This window comes from uncultured Brevundimonas sp. (assembly GCF_963974615.1).
Lineage (GTDB): Bacteria > Pseudomonadota > Alphaproteobacteria > Caulobacterales > Caulobacteraceae > Brevundimonas.
The window spans coordinates 1-20,893 of record NZ_CAXBDH010000004.1 but is presented as its reverse complement, the minus strand read 5'-3'; the positions used below and the strand labels follow the sequence as shown (position 1 = coordinate 20,893).

At 62.7% G+C, this 20,893-nt stretch carries 12 protein-coding genes; 9 read left to right on the top strand and 3 right to left on the bottom strand.

Going from position 1 to position 20,893, the window contains the following annotated elements:
• The first annotated feature begins 13 nt into the window (after positions 1-13).
• From AAC050_RS03365 to AAC050_RS03355, 3 genes are all read left to right on the top strand, one after another.
• A complete protein-coding gene (locus AAC050_RS03365) occupies positions 14-1,408 on the top strand; it encodes an amidase (RefSeq protein WP_339913799.1) in 1,395 nt (464 codons plus the stop codon).
• A 237-nt stretch (positions 1,409-1,645) separates the two neighbouring features.
• Positions 1,646-6,367: a CHASE domain-containing protein gene (locus tag AAC050_RS03360; protein WP_339913642.1), complete on the top strand. Its 4,722-nt coding sequence runs from the start codon at positions 1,646-1,648 to the stop codon at positions 6,365-6,367.
• Positions 6,360-6,749: a response regulator gene (locus tag AAC050_RS03355; RefSeq protein WP_339913641.1), complete on the top strand. Its 390-nt coding sequence runs from the start codon at positions 6,360-6,362 to the stop codon at positions 6,747-6,749. The genes AAC050_RS03360 and AAC050_RS03355 overlap by 8 nt, the downstream gene beginning before the upstream one ends.
• 199 nt (positions 6,750-6,948) lie before the next feature.
• Here the strand turns inward: AAC050_RS03355 and AAC050_RS03350 are convergent, their stop codons facing one another.
• On the bottom strand, positions 6,949-7,932 hold the full coding sequence (locus AAC050_RS03350) for an alpha/beta fold hydrolase (protein WP_339913640.1): 984 nt from the start codon (positions 7,930-7,932) through the stop codon (positions 6,949-6,951).
• Positions 7,933-8,038: 106 nt separating this feature from the next.
• Positions 8,039-8,641, bottom strand: coding sequence for a peptidoglycan-binding protein (locus AAC050_RS03345; protein WP_339913639.1), 603 nt, complete (start codon positions 8,639-8,641; stop codon positions 8,039-8,041).
• 486 nt (positions 8,642-9,127) lie between these two features.
• On the opposite strand from AAC050_RS03345, the gene AAC050_RS03340 reads away from it, so the two are divergent.
• Positions 9,128-10,009: an endonuclease/exonuclease/phosphatase family protein gene (locus AAC050_RS03340; protein ID WP_339913638.1), complete on the top strand. Its 882-nt coding sequence runs from the start codon at positions 9,128-9,130 to the stop codon at positions 10,007-10,009.
• Between the two features lie 38 nt (positions 10,010-10,047).
• Here the strand turns inward: AAC050_RS03340 and AAC050_RS03335 are convergent, their stop codons facing one another.
• Positions 10,048-11,280, bottom strand: coding sequence for an MFS transporter (locus tag AAC050_RS03335; RefSeq protein WP_339913637.1), 1,233 nt, complete (start codon positions 11,278-11,280; stop codon positions 10,048-10,050).
• A 95-nt stretch (positions 11,281-11,375) separates the two neighbouring features.
• Between AAC050_RS03335 and AAC050_RS03330 the strand changes: the two genes are divergently transcribed.
• The 5 genes from AAC050_RS03330 to AAC050_RS03310 all read left to right on the top strand — a co-directional run bounded on the left by AAC050_RS03330 (position 11,376) and on the right by AAC050_RS03310 (position 20,750).
• Entirely contained in the window at positions 11,376-12,443 is a 1,068-nt protein-coding gene (locus AAC050_RS03330; RefSeq protein WP_339913636.1) for a LacI family DNA-binding transcriptional regulator, read from the top strand.
• A 146-nt stretch (positions 12,444-12,589) separates the two neighbouring features.
• Positions 12,590-14,014 carry a glycoside hydrolase family 30 beta sandwich domain-containing protein gene (locus AAC050_RS03325; protein ID WP_339913635.1) on the top strand — a complete coding sequence of 475 codons (1,425 nt, stop codon included), beginning with the start codon at positions 12,590-12,592 and terminating at the stop codon, positions 14,012-14,014.
• Between the two features lie 256 nt (positions 14,015-14,270).
• Entirely contained in the window at positions 14,271-17,138 is a 2,868-nt protein-coding gene (locus tag AAC050_RS03320; protein ID WP_339913634.1) for a TonB-dependent receptor, read from the top strand.
• 303 nt (positions 17,139-17,441) lie between these two features.
• Positions 17,442-19,232 (top strand): glycoside hydrolase family 3 protein, encoded by a 1,791-nt coding sequence (locus AAC050_RS03315; RefSeq protein ID WP_339913633.1) that lies wholly within the window; start codon positions 17,442-17,444, stop codon positions 19,230-19,232.
• A gap of 15 nt (positions 19,233-19,247) precedes the next feature.
• On the top strand, positions 19,248-20,750 hold the full coding sequence (locus AAC050_RS03310) for a tryptophan halogenase family protein (RefSeq protein ID WP_339913632.1): 1,503 nt from the start codon (positions 19,248-19,250) through the stop codon (positions 20,748-20,750).
• Positions 20,751-20,893 lie beyond the last annotated feature (143 nt).

Below are 20,893 nucleotides of genomic sequence, written 5' to 3'. Positions count from 1 at the left end.
CAACCTCGCCGGCATGGTTTCCTCGATCGAGAAGGGGCTGCCGGCGAACGAGTCGCCGTCAAACGCCCTGATTTCCCTAGCCCCGACCGCGTGGAGCCGGGCAGATGAGCAAATGCGTGTCGCCCATATCGGAACAGGCTCAATGTTCGGGGTACCCATCCTCCTTAAGGACAATATCGAGACGCGTGACATGCCGACCACGGCCGGTTCGCTGGCCCTGGTCGACAATGCGCCCGGTCGGGATGCGCCGCTGGTGGCCCGGCTGCGCGAGGCGGGTGCGGTCATCCTCGGCAAGACCAATCTGTCGGAATGGGCCAATATCCGCTCGTCCAACTCGATCAGCGGCTGGAGCGCGGTCGGGGGGCAGACGCGCAACCCCTATGATCCGGAACGCACCCCGTGTGGCTCGTCGGCGGGCAGTGCGGTGGCGGTAGCCATTGGCCTGGCTCCGGCGGCGATCGGCACCGAGACCAACGGCTCGATCGTCTGCCCGGCCTCGGTCAACGGCGTGGTAGGGTTCAAGCCGACCGTCGGGCTGGTGTCGCGCACCCACATCGTGCCGATCAGCCATTCGCAGGACACCGCCGGGCCGATCACCACTACGGTTGAGGACGCGGCCATCGTACTGACGGTGATCGCCGGGAGCGATCCGCTGGACCCCGCCACGGTCGAAGCTGATGTGCGCAAGGTCGACTATCGTGCGGCGCTGGATGCCAATAGCCTGCACGGCACCCGGATCGGGGTGATGCGCTTCCTGCTGGCCAACTATTCGGCCGAGACCCGGGCGGTGTTCGAGACCAATCTGCAGGCGCTGCGCGACGCCGGGGCCGAACTGGTCGATATCACCGAGGGGCCGGACATGCGGGCTATCAGCACCGCCGCCTTCCAGGTGCTGATGACCGAGCTGAAGGTCGACCTGAACGCCTATCTGGCCTCGACCGATCCGGAACAGGTACCGACCCGCACCCTGGCCGATGTCATCGCCTTCAATGCCGCCGAGCCGCGCGAGACAGTGCTGTTCGGCCAGGAGCTGTTTTTGCAGGCCGAGGCCACCAAGGGTCTGGACGATCCGGACTATATCGAGGCGCGGGCCACTTCATTGCGCATGGCCGGGCCCGAGGGCATCGACCGGATGATGGCGCAGAACCGCGTGGTGGCCTTGATCGCGCCGACGACGTCACGGGCCTGGACTAACGACCCGAACGACGACGACCGTTCGCAGGGGTCGTCCAGCTCACTGGCGGCGGTGGCCGGCTATCCGCACCTGACCGTGCCGATGGGCTTTGACCGCGGCATGCCGGTGGGGATCAGTTTTATCGGCGGCAAATGGGACGACGCGCGCATCCTGTCGTTGGGCTTTGCCTATGAGCAGAAGACCCACGCCCGGCGACCGCCGACGGTGCCGTGACGGGGGAGCATGATCCCGCGTCGGCCCTATGGCCCGTGTCGGGATTAGGTGGTCCTTAAGGCGTGTAGTTCCATGTTGATGGGCCGCTCAGGCAACGTCATATGGAATGAACATGCGGCACGTCCGGTATACTGTTCCGCATTGTACTGAAATGGTTCCTTCAGGGTCAAAACGATGATCCTTAAGGTGCTGCTCTGCGCATCCTCCATACTTCCGATCTTAGAGGACTGATCCGGTATGTGGACGTCCCGGATCAAATTTGACCTGATCAGCAAGACGGTAATTCTGGCCGTTCTGTATGTGTTGACGGGAAAACTCGGCCTGATGTTGGCCGTGCCGCCCGGTTACGCGACCATTATCTGGCCGGCCTCGGGCATCGCGATCGGCATGTTGCTGGTCCACGGGTCGCGGCTGTGGGCCGGGGTCCTGATCGGGTCCTTCCTGCTGAATCTCTACAATTCCCACGGTTTCACGGTCGAGGGTGGATTTGACGTGGTCAAGACGATCGCGGCTCTGGGAATTGCCGCGGGCTCCACCTTGCAGGCGGTCGTTGGCCGCTGGCTGGTGGCGCGCCATATCGCTCTCCCGCTGAAGCTCAAACGTTCCCGGGACCTGTTCAACCTTTTCACCCTGAGCGGTCCCATCGCCTGTCTGATCGCAGCCACGGTCGGAGTCGGCACCCTGATGGTTATGGGGATCGTCGCGCCTGCGGCGGCCGCCGGGAATTGGCTGACCTGGTGGATGGGCGACGTCCTGGGCGTGCTCATTTTCATGCCGTTGGCTCTGGTCGCACCGGGTAATCCGCATCCACCCCGCTGGCGGGGACGACCATTGGCCCGGCTGTCGGGACTGACGTTGCTGATGCTCATCGTCCCGCTGGGACTGACGTTCTACGCCTGGAAAATCACCAGTGAGAACGCATACGAGCGGGCGCAAACGGAGTTCACGGCCCTGGCAGCCGAGAACGAGGAAGCGCTGCGCTTCCGCATGGCGTCCTATGACTATGCCCTGCTCGGGGCTGCCGCCTTTTACCAGGGCAATGTGTTCTTCTCGCGCGCTGACTGGCGGTCCTATGTCGAGACGATCGACATCAGGAAGCAGTTTCCAGGGATCAATGGCATCGGCGTGATCGTGCCTGTGCGCCCCGAAAACCGTGACGCGTTTCTGGCCGGCATCCGGGCTGACGGCTTGCCGCAATTCGACATTCACCCGGCCGCCCCGGGACGACCACTCAATGTCATCACCCACATCGAGCCCGTCGAGATCAACGGACCGGCCGTGGGTCTGAACACCGGATTTGAAGACAACCGACTCGAGGCCGCCAATATCTCGCGCGCCACGGCTTCGACGGCCATAACCAACAAGATTATTCTGGTTCAGGACCATGAGCAGACGCCCGGATTCCTGATGATGCGGCCGGTCTATAAGGCCGGTCTCCCCCTGGCCACCGCCGCGCAGCGCGATCAAAACCTGAAGGCCTGGATTTACGCGCCTTTCATCGCCAGAAATCTGCTGACTGACCTGACCCGCAGTCAGGGGGAAACCCTTCATTTCATGCTCTATGACGGCGAGTCAGGGGCGGCGAAGGATCTGATTTTTGACAGCGCGTCGTCACGACAGGCTGCCGGCGTGCCGGCCTTCAGAGTCGAGAAGACGTTCGCGATCATGCATCAGACCTGGCACGGGGTCTGGACCAGTACGCCGGCGTTTGAAAAGGTCCACCGTTCCGACCAGCCGTTGATGGTGCTGGTGGGCGGCCTGTTGTTCACCGGCCTGTTCGGCATGTTCGTCATCCTGGGGTCGGTCCGCACAACCGCAACCATGGAGTGGCTTCTCAAGGACCAGAAATACGCTGCCCCGCTCCTGCTCTTTGCGCTGGTCGCCGGGGGTACAATTTATCTGTTTGACGCCGCCAAACAGCGTGAACACGTCTTCATTCAGGACGTGGTGCAGGAGGAGGCTGAAAAGGCCGCTCTGCTCATCACCAGTAACACCCGTGACCGCCTGCTCGCCCTGAAACGGATGGGGCAGCGCTGGGAAACTGTCGGTGGCACCCCTGAAGACGAATGGCGCGACGATGCGCATAATTTCATTGAACAGTCGCCGGGTTTACGTGCGGTGCAATGGGTCGACGCTAGTTATCACGTGCGCTGGATCCAACCTCTGTCCGGAAATGAAAGCGCGGTCGGTCTCGATATTCTTGCGGCCAGTGATCAGGTCGACGCACTGAATCGGGCGGCATCCAGAAATGTCTTCACCATCTCAGCGCCGACCGACCTGGTGCAGGGTTATCGTGGCATCATCGCCTATTCTCCGATCCGCAAGAATGGGCGTTTCGCCGGGTTTCTGGGGGGGGTTTTTTCCAGCAATCAGTTCTTTGACGGCGTCCTGCGACCCGAAGTGGTCGAGAATTTCGCGGTCACGGTCGCTGAAGGCGATCATGTATTTTTCAGCAGCATGCCCGAACACGGGACGCTGCAGGACGACCTGAAGACGGTCCGTAACATTCGGGTTGCCGATACGACATGGCATTTGACCGTTACCCCGACCGATGCGGTGATTGACGGGCACTCGTCGTCCTTGCCCACCCTGTTGCTGATTGCCGGCTTGATGATCGCGGCCCTGCTGGCCCTGACCATGCGCTCGATCCTGCTGTCCAAGGTCAAATCAGCCTATCTGCTGGAATCGAACCAGCTGAACACTGCGATCCTGTCGAGTTCGGCTCTTCTGATTATCGCGACCGATCGCGACGGTACCGTGATGCTGTTCAACAAGGCGGCAGAAACAGAACTCGGTTACGACGCGGCCGAGGTGGTCGGCAAAATGAACCCGTCCGTCTGGCATGATCCGCAGGAGGTCGTGGCCCGGGCTGCTGAGCTGAGCCAGGAAATGGGAACCCCTTTCGAACCGGGGTTCGAGGTCTTCGTCACCAGGGCCGAGCGCGACGGTGTCGAGTCCCGCCAATGGACCTATATCCGCAAGGACGGCAGCCGGTTCCCGGTCAATCTGACAGTTACCCCCTTGCGGGACCTGGCCGGTGACGTGACCGGCTATCTCGGTGTTGCCGAGAACGTCACCGAGCGCCTGGAGCAGCAGCGGGCGCTGGCGGCCAGTGAGGAAATTTTCCGAACGTCGATGGAACATGCCCCGATCGGCATGGGTCTGGCCTCTGCGACCGGGAACTGGATCAACGTCAGCCCATCACTGTGCGAGCTGTTCGGTTACAGCGCGGACGAACTTCTGGGCTGCGATATCAGGACCCTGACCCACGAAGATGATCTGGTCGAAACGATCGATTTGCGGGCCCGCGCCCTCGCCGGCGAGATCAGGAACTACCAGACCGAAAAACGCTATTATCATCGGTCGGGCCGGATCATCTGGACGCTGGTCAACGCATCCCTGGTCAGGGACCATGACGGCGAACCGAAATTCTTCATCGTCCAGGTTCAGGACATCACCGACCGCAAGGAGATGGACCGCATCAAGAGCGAGTTCATTTCCGTGGTGAGTCATGAATTGCGCACGCCGTTGACGTCGATCCGGGGGTCGCTCGGTCTGGTGGTCGGGGCGATGGCGTCGGAGTTGCCGGCCAAGGCAACGCGGTTGCTCGAGATCGCTCACAACAACTGCGAACGGCTGATCCTGCTGATCAATGACATCCTGGACATCGACAAGCTCGCCTCCGGGCAGATGCGGTTCGATGTGCGGAGCCATGATCTGGCCTGGCTGATCAACCAGGCGGTCGAAGCCAACACGGCCTATGCCGAGAATTTCAATGTTTCCCTGAGTGCTGAGCCGGTCGAGCAGAACTTGCAGATTCAGGCGGATGCGGATCGCCTGATCCAGGTGCTGTCCAATCTGTTGTCCAATGCGGCTAAATTCTCGCCCGACGGTGACTCGGTGGTGATATCAACCGCACGGGCAGGTAGCCGGGTACGGATCTCGGTGACGGATCATGGACCCGGTATCGCCGAGGAATACCGGGAACAGATCTTCGGTAAATTCTCCCAGGGCGATTCATCGATCACTCGCGCGCGGGGCGGTACCGGTCTGGGGCTGCACATCAGCCGGCAGATCATCGAGCAGATGGGCGGTGAGATCGGGTTCGATACCCGCACCAATCATGGGTCAACCTTCTGGTTTGAGGTTCCGGTGAGCCAGCCGCATGTCGCCGAAGCGGTAATCAGGACGCCTGACCCGGCCGCAGGTCCGGCCGTTCTGGTCTGTGCCGGTGACGATGACAGCCGGGTCACGCTGGACCGGGCCCTGAGCGGGGCCGGTTATCAGGTGGATGTCGCAATCACGCCGGTCGATGTCCTGCAGAAGGTGATGATGCGTGACTATGCGGCTCTGGTCATCGACCAGGTCGTGTCTGCCGAAAACGGACTGGATCTGGTTCGCGACCTGCGGGCCCTGCCTGCCGGGGTCCATCTTCCGGTGGTGTTGCTGTCGGGGGTCGATGGGCGTGACGAGGTTGGATCGCCTGAAGCCGGGATCGCCGGGATCATTCGCCATGCCGCCGATGGCGAGGAGGTCAGACAGGTCCTGAGTCAGGCCATCGCCGGAGCGGAACGCCTGCCCCGTGTCCTGCATGTCGAGGACGACGAGGACTTCAGTCAGTTCCTTGCCGCCGCCCTGCAGGGCAAGGCCGAGCTGGTCACAGCGACGACCCTGAGTCAGGCCGTGCGTCTGGTCGCCGACCAGTCTTTTGCCCTGGTCATACTTGATATAGGCCTGCCAGATGGCGACGGTCTGTCATTGTTGCCGGCATTGAGAGACAGGGCAGGGGGGGCGATCCCCGTCACCATCCTGTCCGCGGCCGAGGCCCCGGCCGATGTTCTTCCCGACGTTGCTGCGGCCATGGTAAAGTCGCGTCATTCCGAGGCTCTCATTGTTGAAACCATCCTGGGCCTTGTCGAAAACCGGACCCGGAATGCCCGGGAGATCAGCTATGTCTAGATCCCTGAATCATGTCCTGTGCGTCGACGACGACCCGGACATTCTGGAAGTGGCCCGGATCAGCCTGGAACTGGTGGGCGGCCTGACGGTCTCGAGCGTAAACGGCGGGGCCCAATGCCTTGCCCAGGTCGCGGACATCATGCCCGACCTGATCTTGCTTGATGTCATGATGCCGGGTCTGGACGGCCCCGCCACGCTGTCGGCGCTAAAGGCGGATGCCGCCCTGTGTCATATCCCGGTCGTCTTCATGACCGCACGGGTCCAGCAGGTTGAAGTGGAACGCTATCTGGCGCTTGGAGCCCTGGATGTTATTCCCAAGCCGTTCGATCCGATGAAGCTGAGCGTCGATCTCAAGGCCATCTGGGCGCGCCTCAACGACTGACGTCATTCGGCAAGCCCTGTTTGAGGGGATCCCGGTCGCGGGTGCCGGCGCTCTCTGCTCAGTCGACTCGCCCTCTGCGCGTTCGCGTCGGGGCCCATGTCGCCTGGGCGGTGGCCACCGCCTGAGATTTTTCCGGGCCGGGCAAGTTGAGAGTCGCGATCGTTGACCTGACACAGACCTGTCCCTCGGACGACGGCGATCATCTGGCGTCTGCGGCGGGCGTCAGGCCGGGTTCGGCGATGATCCTCCACGAACGGATCGAGTCGACATAGGTTCGGTTGCCGATCGACTCCGGCGGCGTGTCGGCCAGCACCGCGGCGATGTCCGCGGACATCGCGCGACTGCGGATATAGTAGCTGTGCTCGATGAAGGGATCGGCGTGGCCGGCCACCCGGCGGCAGTCGACCATCACCACCTTTTTCGGGATCAGGTCGATCAGACGGGGGCCACCCGACCCGAGGCGATCCGGATTGAGCTTGGTCCGGTCGGAGATGATCAGCCCCTTGTCGTTCGGGTTGAAGTAGACGGTCACCTGGCGCCCGAGGCGCGGCAGAAGGCGCAGCTTGTCGTCGGTCTCGAACGCGTCGTCATCCTCGTCCGGGGCGGCGAGCAGGATCTGGTCGAAGGTGCGGGTCAGGGCGCGCGGATCCTTGGCCCGGACAGCCTGCAGCGCGTTCCTCAGTACGTAAGCCCCCATGCTGTGCGTCAGCAGATGCAGGCAGCGCTGGCAGTAGTCGTCCGCGTTCAGCTGGACCAGATACTCCTGCAGCTTCAGGAACGCCCGCGCGATGGCGGGGCCGGAGGCGCGGGCGTCCTCGCGATCGCTGTAGTAGGACATCAGCGGAACCGCCGCTCCGTCGGACGGCCAGCTGAACAGCATGACGTTGACGGGGTCGTCGCCGACCCGCACGTCGCGCGCCAGCAGCGCCGCGGCTTCCAGGGCACCGTTGAACGTCACGTTGAAGCCGTGGATGAAGACCAGGGTGTCGCTGCGCTTGCCGCGCATGCGCTGGCGCAGGTCGTCCATCATGGCGCCGCTGCCCGACTTGGTGACGTCCTCGCCCAGCGTGTCCGGATAGACATGGATCGCGTCCAGCTTCGGCGAGGCATCGGCGACGTCGAAATCGGCATGCCCGAAGCGCAGCGCCGCGACGCCGTCCGGATTGAACCTCGGACCGAACACCAGCTTCTTGTTCTCCGGCTGATAGTTTCGGTTTGTCGCAAAGAAAATCCGAACCGACGCCATGTGAACCTCGCGGATGTCTGTTGGGCTGTACGGCCCCCCCGGCTCAGGGATATTTCGCCCACGGCAGCTGGAAATGCGGTCCGTCCTTGAACGAGCGCCAGTCTCCGCCCCATTCGAGGGCGACGTTCGCCTCCTGGGCCGCCTGTTTCATCGCCTTCGACAGCGTCTGGTACAGCGGCCAGTCCCAGCGGATTTCACCATTGACCCTGGCGGCCAGATCAACCGCGTGGCCGGTCAGGTGCCGGCTCTTCATGGTTCTGGACGCGCCGCTGGCGACGAGGCTGCGTTGTCGTTCGATGGTGCGCAGGCCTTCGGTGACGACGAACGCGATCGGACTGATCGTGGCGGCACCCCGCACCACACGAACCAGGTCGGGGTGCACGCCTTTCAGATTCTTTTCCGAACGGGCGTCCAGGACGACGGACGCCCCCGGAGCGGTCGGAGTCGCCGATTCCGTCTTCAGGCCGGCGAGGGCCTGGCGGAGGGCAGACTGGGTGATCGGCCCCGGACTGCCGTCGGCTTTCAGCTTGTAGCGTCTCTGGAATTCCCGGACCGCAGCGGTCGTGCGCGGCCCCAGTTTGCCGTCAGCGGGGCCGGCATCGAATCCCAGCCGGACAAGAGCCTTCTGAATCTCGACTGGCGTCATCGCTAGTCCCCCGTTTCTGTGAAGCCGGAGTGAGGAAGCTATCTAAAATAGAAACCTGAGTTCTTGCAACCGATTTCGTTATGCTGCGGGGCGACGAAGACAGTCGGTCTGACGCGAGATGGCGGTGCTGACGGTCCAACGCTAACCGGTCTCTATTCATCGATCACGTTGACATCTGGACAGTATGGTTTGCGTGACTGCCGGACCGCGCATGTGTCTGTGGTGAGCCGTCGGTAACAAGGTCGAGCGGAGAGCCCGCCCCCCATCAGAAGACGGGGACGGCAGATGCAGCGGGTCAGCTCTCGACCCTTCAGCGCTTTCGCGTGTGGAAGTCTGCTTGCCCATGCCAACGGAACCAGCCGGCCTGCCTGACCGCCAGGGCCCGGGTCGGCAATGCTCTTTGGGGATCAGGACAAGAAGCCTACGTTGGTCAGCTCAGGTCCCAAGTTGGATCCGGTGCATGTGGTGCCGTGACTAACGACCGGAATGGAAATTGGAATGACAACTCTGTTCGCTATCTTGCGTCGGTTGGCGGTAACGCTCTGCCTGCTGGGGGCCTCGCCGACTTTTGCGCAGACCGGGGATACGACGTTGCGTGTCATGACCTTCAACGTACGCCTGCCTGTCCCTCAGGACAGGGACAATGCGTGGGAGCAGCGTCAGGCGATCTTCATTCAAACCATCGCGGAGGTGCACCCTGATGTCATCGGCACACAGGAGCTCTACCAACGCCAGGGCGACTATCTGGTCGAGCAACTTCCCGAATACGCCTGGTTCGGCATCGACCGCCGAGGCGGTCACGATGATGAACACATGGGCGTCTTCTACAGGCGTGACCGGCTGGCGCTCCTCGAATCCGGAAGCTTCTGGCTTTCGGACACGCCCGAAGTCGCCGGCTCCATCACCTGGGGGAATCTCTATCCGCGCAATGTGACCTGGGGCTTGTTTGAGGACAGGGCAGGCGGGCAACGCTTCTACGTCCTGAACACACATTTTCCCTATCGGACGGAAGACGGGGCGGCGAGGTTGAAGGCGGCCAGGCTGATCGTCAGCCGGATCGCCCAACTGCCGGCGGACATTCCGGTGGTGCTGATGGGTGATTTCAATGTCGAACCGGACGGGCCGGTCCATGCCCTGTTCTCCGAAGACCTCACTGACGTTCGCCTCGCCGCCCCGATGACCAGCGGTCCCGACGGCACATTTCATAACTTCACCGGCCTGGCCGACCGCCGGATCGACTGGATTTTCACACGCAGATTTCGGACCCGGAGCGCCCGTACCGTCACGACCCATTCGGGCGACCGATACCCTTCCGATCATTTCCCTGTGACTGCGGACGTGATGTTCGACACCGTCCCGGTGAACTGAGCGTGTCCGGCGTCCGGTGCGGCAGCGTAGAGACTTCGCTAGGGTGCCTTGCGCATCGCCAACAGCACCGCCGAGGCCAGAAGGGCGGCGACGCTGGCGGCGGCGAAGACAGACGTCAGCGAAAATCCGAAGCCGAGAATGACGACGGCGCAAGCCGGGGCCAGGCCCTGGGGCAGGGCGACGGCCATGTTCATGACGCCGAGATCCCTGCCGGACTTCTGTGGATCGGGCAGGATTTGCGCGGTCATGGCCGCGACTGCCGTCGCGTGCAGGCCATGGAAGGCACCGAACAGCAGCTGGGCGACCAGCGGACCCGGCCATGTCGGCCAGGCAATGAAAAGCGCAAGCGCCGCCGCCATCCCCGTACTGCCTGTCAGCACGAACAGGCGCCTCTGTCTCAGGCGATCCGACAGGATTCCCCCCGCGAAGCCGACTGCGGCGGCGGCCAGGGTTGAGGCAAGAAGCAGGGCTCCGAATACCTGGGCGACGGACCAGCCCTCTGGCGCGGAGCCGGCCGGCTGTGTCTGGAGAAAGAAGAACAGGTAAAGCGTGTTGATCGCGACGGCGCTTTCGAGCAGCAGCCGTGAGCTGAACGCCAGTTTGAACGTCTGGTCCTTCAGGGCGACGAACGAGAGACGAAACGGCTCACGGCGCGGACGGGGGATCCGCGGTTCTTTCAAGGTCAGGGCGAAGGGCAGCACCAGACCCGCCGCGGCCACGATCACGACGACGAACTGGGCTGTGAGGGTGTCGGCAAGTTGACTGACCACGAGCGCGGTGAACAGGCTCGCGACCGGCAGGGCGATGCCTGCCCAGGCGCAGACAAGCCCCTTCTGATCATCCGGCACCATGTCAGGCACCAGCGCCATCAGGGGCGCATACAGGGCGTTGATCGCAATCTGAAATGCTACCAGACCCAGCGCCAGCTGCAGCGGATCCCGCGCCGCGCCGATCAGGGCGAGTGCCAGCGCTGCGGCGAAAAAACCCATAAGAATCCATGGACGTCGTCGCCCGAAACGACTTTCGGTGCGATCGCTAAGTGTGCCGAACAGGAGATTGGCCCCGGCGGCGGTCAGGCCGCCGATCATGGCCGCCTGGCTCAGAAGCAGTGCCTTGTCGGCACCGCCGATCTGTTCCGCCTTTTCCGGAAGCAGCAGGGTCAGCAGGGGAATGAAGCAGATGAATGCGCCGGCCTGCGCGGCACCGTAACCCAGGACGAAGCTGAGCGAGCGGCGCATCGTCGGGCGGGTATGGGTGACAGACTCGATCATCGCAGCATATGACGTAACCCCTGTGACCGCGTCGAGCTCTTGAAAGAGGCGCGGCATACGACCATCGTCCTGTTCGATCCCTGCCGGAGTAATCTGTGACGCTGAAGAAGCCGACGATCGACGATGTGGCGGACCGTGCCGGCGTAGCGCGCACGACCGTATCCCGCGTCCTGAACGGGGGCCCCAACGTCCGGGATGAGGTACGTCAACGCGTCCTCACGGCGGTGGAGGCTCTGAATTATCGAGTGAACCCCCAGGCGCGCTCGCTGGCAGGGGGGGGCAGCCGGATTTTGACGCTTGTCTTCGCGTCCGATCTCGACACAGAGCCGAACTCTTTTTACGCCTCGGCCTTGGAGCTTGGGGCCCTGCGAGGGTGCCTGGCCCTGGGATATCAACTGCTCACCCATCACGTGCCTCAGCAAAGTCCGGATTGTCAGCGGCAGATCCTCGACCTGATCGGTTCGCACAAGTGTCAGGGCATGATCCTCACGCCGCCCTTCGCGGATGACGTGATGCTCATTGAGGAGGTTCGACGGCTGGGCTGTCGTGTGGTGACGATCTCGCCGGGCGGCGCGGGTCGTAACGTGGCGGATGGTGTCGGCATCGACGACGAGGCCGGCGGTTACGATATCGCTCGCCATATGTTGAAGCTGGGCCATCGGCGTTTTGCCTATATCAGCGGGATCGAGGGGCACCTGTCCGCCGCGCGTCGCCGGGACGGTCTCAGCCGCGCGCTTCTGGAAGCGGGTCTGGACCCTGACAGTGTCGAGGTATTGCAAGGCGACTTCACCTTTCGATCCGGCGGACTGCTGACGGCGCAACTGCTTGACGGCCCGTGCCCGCCGACGGCCCTGATCTGCGCGAATGACGATATGGCGGCCGGTGCCCTGTCGATCGCTCACGGGCGAGGGCTCGACGTACCGGGCGACCTGTCGATCACCGGCTTCGATGATACGCCGGTTTCGGCGATCGTCTGGCCGCCGCTGACGACGGTTCACCAACCGCTTAAAGAGATGGCTCACGAAGCGGTGATCGCATTGGTCAAACGCCTGAACGGAGCAGGTGGAGACGTGACCTGGCGGTTCCAGAACCTGCCTCATGCGGTCGTCCTGCGGGAGTCGACCGGCGGCCCGACGTCAAAGATCGCAGCAGCGACCGCTTGACAGAGCCCCCGCGTTCCAACTTATTGGAAGCGCTTCCATTTGAGGGGTGAGGCGATGGCTGGTAGGAATTTGCGGCAGGGACTGTGGCAGGATTCAGCAGTCACATGACCTTGGAGAGCCTAGAAAACATCAGGAAAAGCACGCAGGTGAGGCGATTGGCTCCCGTCGTGGCGGCGCTGATGGCGCTGACCGTCGCCGGCTGTGCCTCTGCGGGTGATCCGGAAGCGCTTACCGCTCGCGTGTGGGTGACCACTGGTGACCGAAGTCAGATGTTGAGCGAACAGGCTCCATTGAGATTTACGGCTGGGGTCCCGTCGGACCGGCCGGTCATCGCTGTCGACGTGAGCCGGCGCTTTCAACACATGGTCGGTTTCGGTGCGGCGATCACGGACGCTTCCGCCTGGCTGATTCAGACGCGACTTACACCCGCCCAGCGCGATGCCCTGATGCTGGAGTTGTTCGGTCGGGAGGAGGGGGGACTTGGCTTCAGTTTCACCCGAGTCACGATCGGAGCCTCGGATTTCTCGCTGGACCACTACAGTCTGGCGGACCTTCTGGATACGACACTGAAGGATTTCTCGACGCAGAGGATGGAGGAATATGTGTTCCCGACCGTCCGACAGGCGCTGGCTATCAATCCCGATCTTGAAATCATGGCCACGCCCTGGAGTGCGCCGGGCTGGATGAAAACCACCGGCTCGATGATCCAGGGTGAACTGAAGTCGGAGTTCTACGCGACCTACGCCGACTATTTCCGGCGCTATATTGAGGCCGCAGCAGCCCAGGGTGTGCCTACAGATTATCTCAGCATCCAGAACGAACCCGATTTCGAACCCGACAGCTATCCCGGCATGCGTTGGAGCCCGGAAGGTCGGGCAAACTTCATCGGTCATCACCTCGGCCCGCTTCTTCGGACTACGGGGATCGAAACGAAGATTCTAGATTGGGACCACAATTGGGATCAGCCGGAGCAACCGCTGGGGGTCCTTTCCGATCCGAACGCGCGGGCGTTCGTGGCGGGTGTAGCTTGGCACTGCTATCTCGGCGATGTCGCCGCTCAAACCCAGGTTCATGACGCCTATCCTGACAAGTCGGCCTTCTTCACCGAATGTTCGGGCGGAGAGTGGGCGTCCGATTTCTCGGACAGCTTTGTCTGGATGATGAAGAACCTCATCATCGGGTCGACGAACGGGTGGGCGCGGGGGGTCCTGATGTGGAACCTGGCCCTGGACGAAGCCTATGGACCGCATGCCGGCGGCTGTGGAGATTGTCGCGGTGTGGTGACGATCGACAGTCACACCGGGGCCGTGCAGCGCAATCAGGAATACTATGCCTTCGGGCACGCCAGTCGCTTCGTGCGCGCCGGGGCGCAAAGGGTCGGCCTGGCGGTGGCGGACGGTTTGACGGGTGTCGCCTTCCTCAATCCGGACGGAGAGCGCGTTCTGATTGTCCTGAACGAAGGGGCGGTGCCTGTTGCATTCGGCATTCAGGACGGCCGACGGCAGGCATCAGCCGAACTGCCACCGCAGTCGGCCGCAACCTATGTATGGCGGCCGAAGCCAGGTTCGTGAAGGAAACGCGGTGGCCGAAGGCGGCGGTCCAGAGCGGTTCCCAGTACGTTCGCGGCGTCCTCGTGGCGATGGAACGGGAGACGCTTCCGGGGCGAGTTCCGACAGGCTGTGGCGAAAATGTGTTGCGTATGTTTGCGGGATAAGTTAGCCGTTGGAAGCGCTTCCAATCTGACGTTCCGGCGGGGATTAACGAGGCCAATAATGAGTTCGCGCGGTGCAGGGGTGCCGACGTGTGATCAAAAAGGGGAGGCTAACCATGCGCACCGGCTTCATGAGCGATCGTCGTCCGACGCTTAATTCGCCCAGGCATCTCTATCTGACGGTTTCCGCCCTGGCGCTTGCCCTGACGGCTCCAGCGGGCGCGCTGGCGCAGGTCGCGACTCCGGCATCGCCGGCCGCGAGGGGGCAGGCCGTTACCGAGGTTGAGGAGGTCGTTGTAACGGGGCTTCGTCGTGGTCTGGCCGATTCCATTGCCATCAAGCGGAACGAAACGTCGATTGTTGAGGCCGTGTCGGCCGAGGATATCGGCAAACTTCCGGATGTCTCGATCGCTGAATCGATCGCGCGCCTGCCCGGCCTTGCTGCCCAGCGCGTCAATGGTCGTGCCCAGGTGATCTCGATTCGCGGACTGGCCCCGGACTTCACCACGACCCTGCTGAACGGACGCCAGCAGGCAAGCTCCGGAGACAACCGGGCGGTCGAGTTCGACCAGTATCCTTCGGAGCTCCTGTCGGGAGTGGTCATCTACAAGACACCTGACGCCGAGGTTTCGGGCATGGGCCTGTCGGGAACGGCGGACTTGCGCACGGTCCGTCCGCTCGATTTCAGCGAGCGAATTGTCGCGCTGAACCTCCGTGGCGAGCTGACCCAGGGCGACCGGCTCAATGACGACGTCCGCGATTACGGTGGCCGTGCGAGCCTCAGCTATATCGACCAATTCGCGGACGGCACGGTGGGAATCGCGCTCGGTTTTGCGCATCTGGATTCTCCGTCACAGAACCAGCACTATAAGGCCTATGGCTATGAAGCGTTTGGCTTCGCCGTCACGCCAGACAGTGCCGACGACGCGCTGATCCTCAATGGTCAGGAGGTGTTCGCCACCTCACGGCTCAATCAACGCGACGCCTTTATCGGCATTCTGGAATGGCGGCCAAACGATCGGCTTCATTCGACGCTCGACCTCTACTATTCGCGCTTCGATCAGGAAGAGACGACCCGGGGCGCGCAGTGGTTCTCAAACGGCTGGGCCGATGGCGCGACCTTCACCGATGTCCAGACCGAGGATCGCGGCGGCTCGTCGCTGGCGGTCAGCGGTACGCTCAACGGGGGCGTTCCGATCATCCGGAACGACTATAATACCCGGACCGACGAACTTTTTTCGGTGGGGCTGAATAACGAATACCAACTCGACGACCGGACGCGGCTTATGGCCGATCTCTCCTATTCCACCAACAAACGCCGCGAACAGATTCTCGAGACCTATGCCGGCTACGGCCTCGGGGTCGGTGGGGTAACCGGCGCAACGCCGGGTGTGGGTCGCACGCTCGACACCATCGGTTTCCGACTGTCAGACGACGGCTACCCCACCTATACGGCAGGTCTGAACTATGCCGACGCAGCGCAGGTATCGCTGGGTGATCGCGCGCCCTGGGGCGGCTGGGGCCACGACGGTGCCATCCGTTTTCCGGATGTCGAGGAAAGTGTCTACGCGGTCGACCTGCAGGCCGAACGCCAGCTCGACGGCTTCATCAGCGCCATCACCGCCGGCGTGAATTTCACCAATCGTGACAAGTCGAAGCGGGTGGACGACTTTGATCTGTTCCTTAAGAACGGACGACAGCAGGTCCTTGTCGATCCGCAATATCTCGCGACTCCGACGTCGCTCGGCTTTGCGGGTTTCGGCGATGTTCTGAGTGTCGACCTGTCGCGAGCGCTTGACGTTTACTATGACCGGTCGCCGATCCTGGATGCCAATTTCTACGACAAGAACTGGGACATTTCGGAACAGGTTGTCACCTTCTTCACCAAGGCCGATTTCGAGTACGAACGGCTGCGCGGGAACATCGGGCTGCAGGTCGTCCAGCAGTCCCAAGAATCGACGGGCGTCATCATCAACGGCACGGCTCCGGGTCAACCGATCGTGCCCATAAACATCACTGCCGGCGACGACTACATCGATGTCCTGCCCAGCCTGAATCTGATCTACGATCTGGGCGATGGTCATCGGCTGCGGTTCGCGGCGTCGAAAACCATGGCGCGGCCACGCATGGACGAGATGCGCGCCAATGTGACCCCCAGCTTCAACTCGAACGTCTGTACAGGACAGCCCTGCGCCCCGGGTCAGACCGTCAACCCCTGGTCGGCGTCCGGCGGCAATCCGAACCTGAGGCCCTGGCGCGCCACAGCGTTCGATATCGCTTACGAGTGGTATATCAACCGGACCAGCTATCTTTCGGTGGCGGCTTTCTACAAATCCCTCGACACCTATATTTACCGTCAGACCGGGACCTTCGACTTCTCCGGGATTCCGCTTCCGGTCACGGCGTCTTCCATCCCGGCCGGCGTGATCATCAGTCCGATCGGCCAGATGACGCTGCCGGCGAATGGAAACGGCGGCACGATCCACGGGTTTGAGTTCAGCGGTGCATTCGACTTCGGCACGGTCTGGGACCCTCTGGACGGACTGGGCTTGATCGGAAGCATTTCCCTGACCGAGTCCGATCTGAACCCCAGCGCCACCGGTCAGACAGTGCGTATTCCCGGCCTGTCGGGTACCGTCTACAACCTCACCGCCTACTACGAGCATGGGGGTTTTCAGGCCCGTATCAGCAAGCGGTTCCGGGAAGCCTTCAAGGGCGAGGTGGTGCAGCTGTTCGCCACGCGTGGCTACACTGAAATCCTCGACGACGAACAGGTGGACGCCCAGATCGGTTACACCTTCCAGTCCGGCCGGCTGGACGGATTGGGCCTGCTGTTCCAGGTCAACAACCTGACCAACTCGCCCTATCGCACCCGTCTCGGCCTGGACGCCGGTGGCACGCACACTTCGGACGGCTCCTTCATGCCGGAGACCCATGAGGAATACGGCCGTCAGTTCCTGTTCGGGATCAACTATCGGTTCTAGCGTTAAAGCCTGGCCGGAGCCTCGTGCAGGCTCCGGCCAGGGCCGCCAGGCGTGGACGCGCTATCCCGCCGTACCGCGACTCCGCCGCAGCGCTTTATGCAAGCTCCGAGTATCTGAATGATCCGTCTCTCCTTCAAGCTATGCCTTCCACTGTTGTTTCTGGCCGGGTGCAGCATCTCTCCAGCGATGGAGAATGCATCACCGTTTGCTTCGACGATCGAAGCGTCGGACTGGCCTCTCCATCGTTCGCCCCATGCGATCGATCAGGCGATGGAGCAGCGCATCGCCGGAATCGTGGCGGGGATGACTCTTGAACAAAAGGTCGGGCAGATCACCCAGCCCGAGATCCGTTACATCACTCCGGACGAGGTCCGGCAGTATTACATCGGCTCGATTCTGAACGGTGGCGGCAGCTGGCCGGATGCGGACAAGGCTGCGTCGGTTGCGGACTGGGCTGCGCTGTCCGCGCGCTACTATCGCGCGTCGCAGTCGACCGACATGGCGGTCCAGATTCCGGTCATCTGGGGCACCGATGCCGTGCATGGCCATAACAATGTCGCCGGTGCCACCCTGTTTCCGCACAATATCGGGTTGGGTGCCGCGAACGACCCCGCCCTGATTGAGCGCATCGGCCGCGCCACCGCGCGTCAGGTCCGCGCCACCGGCATCACCTGGGTCTTCGCTCCGACACTCGCGGTCAGTGAAAACCGTCGCTGGGGGCGGGCCTATGAAAGCTATTCAAGCGACCCGGCGCTCGTCGCCCGGTATGCGGACGCCATGATCCGTGGCCTTCAGGGTGACCTCGACGGGGAGGGTGATGTGGTGGCGACCGCCAAGCATTTTATGGGCGATGGCGGCACCTTCGACGGCATCGACCAGGGCGAAACCCGGGCGACGCGCCAGGAGATGATCACGCGTCACGGGGCCGGTTATTATGCTGCCCTCGATGCGGGCGTGCAGACCGTGATGGTGTCCTATAACAGCTGGAACGATGTTCAGGCGGGCGAGGACCATGGCAAGATGCACGGCAATCGGACGCTGCTGACCGATGTCCTTCGGGACCGGCTCGGCTTTGACGGATTTGTCGTTTCGGACTGGAACGGCATCGATCAGGTGCCCGGCTGCACCAAGGACCACTGTGCTGCGGCGATCAACGCCGGCATCGACATGATCATGGTCCCCGAGGACTGGAAGGCCTTTATCGCCAATACCGTATCCGATGTTCAGGCGGGCCGGATTTCCATGGTGCGCCTCGACGAAGCCGTCTCGCGCATCCTGAGGGTCAAGATGCGCTCGGGCCTGTTCGAGCGGGCACCGTCGGCGAGCGTGTACAACGGGCGCGCTGACGCGATGCTGGCAAGCGCTCTGGGACGCGAGGCGGTGCGGAAGTCTGTGATTCTGCTCAAGAATGACAACGGCGTCCTGCCACTCGCGCACGATCGCAGGGTTCTCGTCGTGGGGGTGAGCGCCGATAGCCTGTCCAATCAGACCGGCGGCTGGTCCCTGACCTGGCAGGGCACTGAAAATACCAATGCGGACTTCCGCGGCGGAACGACCCTGCTCGGTGCGCTTCGTCGGGGTCTGGGGGTGGCCAATGTCGTCTATTCGATCGATGGTGCCGGCGTTGATGTGTCGGCCTTTGATGCCGTGATCGTCGTTCTCGGCGAGACACCCCATGCGGAATACCTGGGTGATGTGCGGGCTCCGAGTCCGGTCCAGCACAGCCTCACCAATCCCGCTGACCTTGCGGTCCTTCGTGCGGTTTCCGGCCGGGGCGTGCCGGTGATCACGGTGCTGTATTCGGGACGAACCGCCTACGCCAACGACCTGATCAACCTTTCAGACGCGTTCGTTGCCGCCTTCCTTCCCGGCACCGAAGGCGACGGACTGGCGGATGTCCTGCTGGGCGGCGAGTTCGACTTCACCGGACGTCTGTCCTTCGTCTGGCCGGGCTCGGCCTGCAGTACGGGCGAGGGCCCCGGCAATATGGTTCAGTTTCCGCGTGGTTACGGGCTGAGTTATGCTCGCCCGGGGACGGTCGGAAGGCTTCCAGCGCCCGCGACGCCCGCGACGTGTGAAACGGCGACGCCGTAGGTCAGGGGACGACGCATGCGGCAACTCAGCAGGATTCTGATCGTCGGCGGCGGCTCGGCCGGATGGATGACCGCGGCGCTGCTCTCCCATCTGTTCAAGGGGCTCTACGAGATCACGGTCGTCGAATCCCGGGAGATCGGCACCGTCGGCGTGGGTGAGGCGACGATCCCCGCGATCAAGAAGTTCAACGAGTTGCTTGGGCTCGACGAGAACGAGTTCCTCCAGCGAACCCAGGGCAGCTTCAAGCTCGGCATCCAGTTCAATGACTGGCTACGCCCTGGCTCCAGCTACATCCATGGCTTCGGAGTGATTGGCCGGGACTTCGAATGGCTGCGCTGCCATCAATACTGGCTCAAGGCGCACAGCCAGGGCAGTATCACCGATTTTGCCAACTACTCGATCAACACTGCGGCCGCGCTCGAGAACAAATTCATGCGCGCTGACCCCCGGATGGCCGAGTCGCCGATCGGCCATCTCGCCCATGCCTTTCATTTCGACGCCGGCCTCTACGCGAAATATCTGAGCGGCTTCGCCCAGGAGCGTGGGGTGCAGCAGCGCGAGGGCAAGGTCGTCGACGTCACCCTCCGCAGCGAGGACGGCTTCATCCAGTCGGTGACGATGGATGATGGCGAGGTGATCTCCGCCGATCTCTTCGTCGACTGTTCGGGATTCCGCGGGCTGCTGATCGAGCAGGCGATGAAGACCGGCTACGAGGACTGGACCCATTGGCTGCCCTGTGACCGCGCCATCGCCGTGCCTTGCGAACGGTCCGGGGATTTCACCCCGTACACGCGATCCACGGCACGTCCGGCGGGCTGGCAGTGGCGTATCCCCCTGCAGCATCGCACCGGCAACGGCCATGTCTACGCGAGCCGCTACATGGACGACGACGCGGCCGAGCGCATCCTGTGCGATAATCTCGACGGCGCGCAAAGGGCCGACCCGCTGCGACTTCGCTTCGTCACCGGCAAACGCAAGAAGATCTGGAACCGCAACTGCGTCGCGATCGGACTGTCGAGCGGCTTTCTAGAGCCGCTGGAATCGACCAGCCTGCACCTCATCCAGTCGGCGATCATCCGGATGGTGCGACTGCTGCCTGACGCCGGTTTCGACCAGGCCGGAATCGACGAGTTCAACCGTCAGTCGGATTTCGAATACGAGCGTATCCGCGACTTCATCATCCTCCACTACAAGGCCACGGAACGGGACGACACGCCCTTCTGGCGGTATTGCCGGGACATGGAGGTGCCCCCGACGTTGCAGCGCAAGATCGACCTGTTTCGTGCCAACGGCCGCATCTTCCGCGAGGATGAGGAACTGTTCGCCGAAGAGAGCTGGATCCAGGTGTTCCTGGGTCAGGGGATATTCCCCCGGGGCTATGATCCACTCGTCGATATCAAGACCGACGCGCAAAATGTGGAGTTTCTCGCCAACATCGAGTCGGTGATCAGCAAATGCGTGAAGGTGATGCCGAGCCATGCCGATTTCGTCGCCAGGACCTGTCCCGCGCCGGCCTAGCGGCCGTTCACCATGGAGGGACCTGACGTGCTGCAAATTGGCGATGATGCGCGATCCCGGGCGGAGCAACCGGTTTTACCCAACACTGTGCGCGTTGATCGCACGCCCATCGGGGGAATGAGATGACGGATATCCAGACGCCG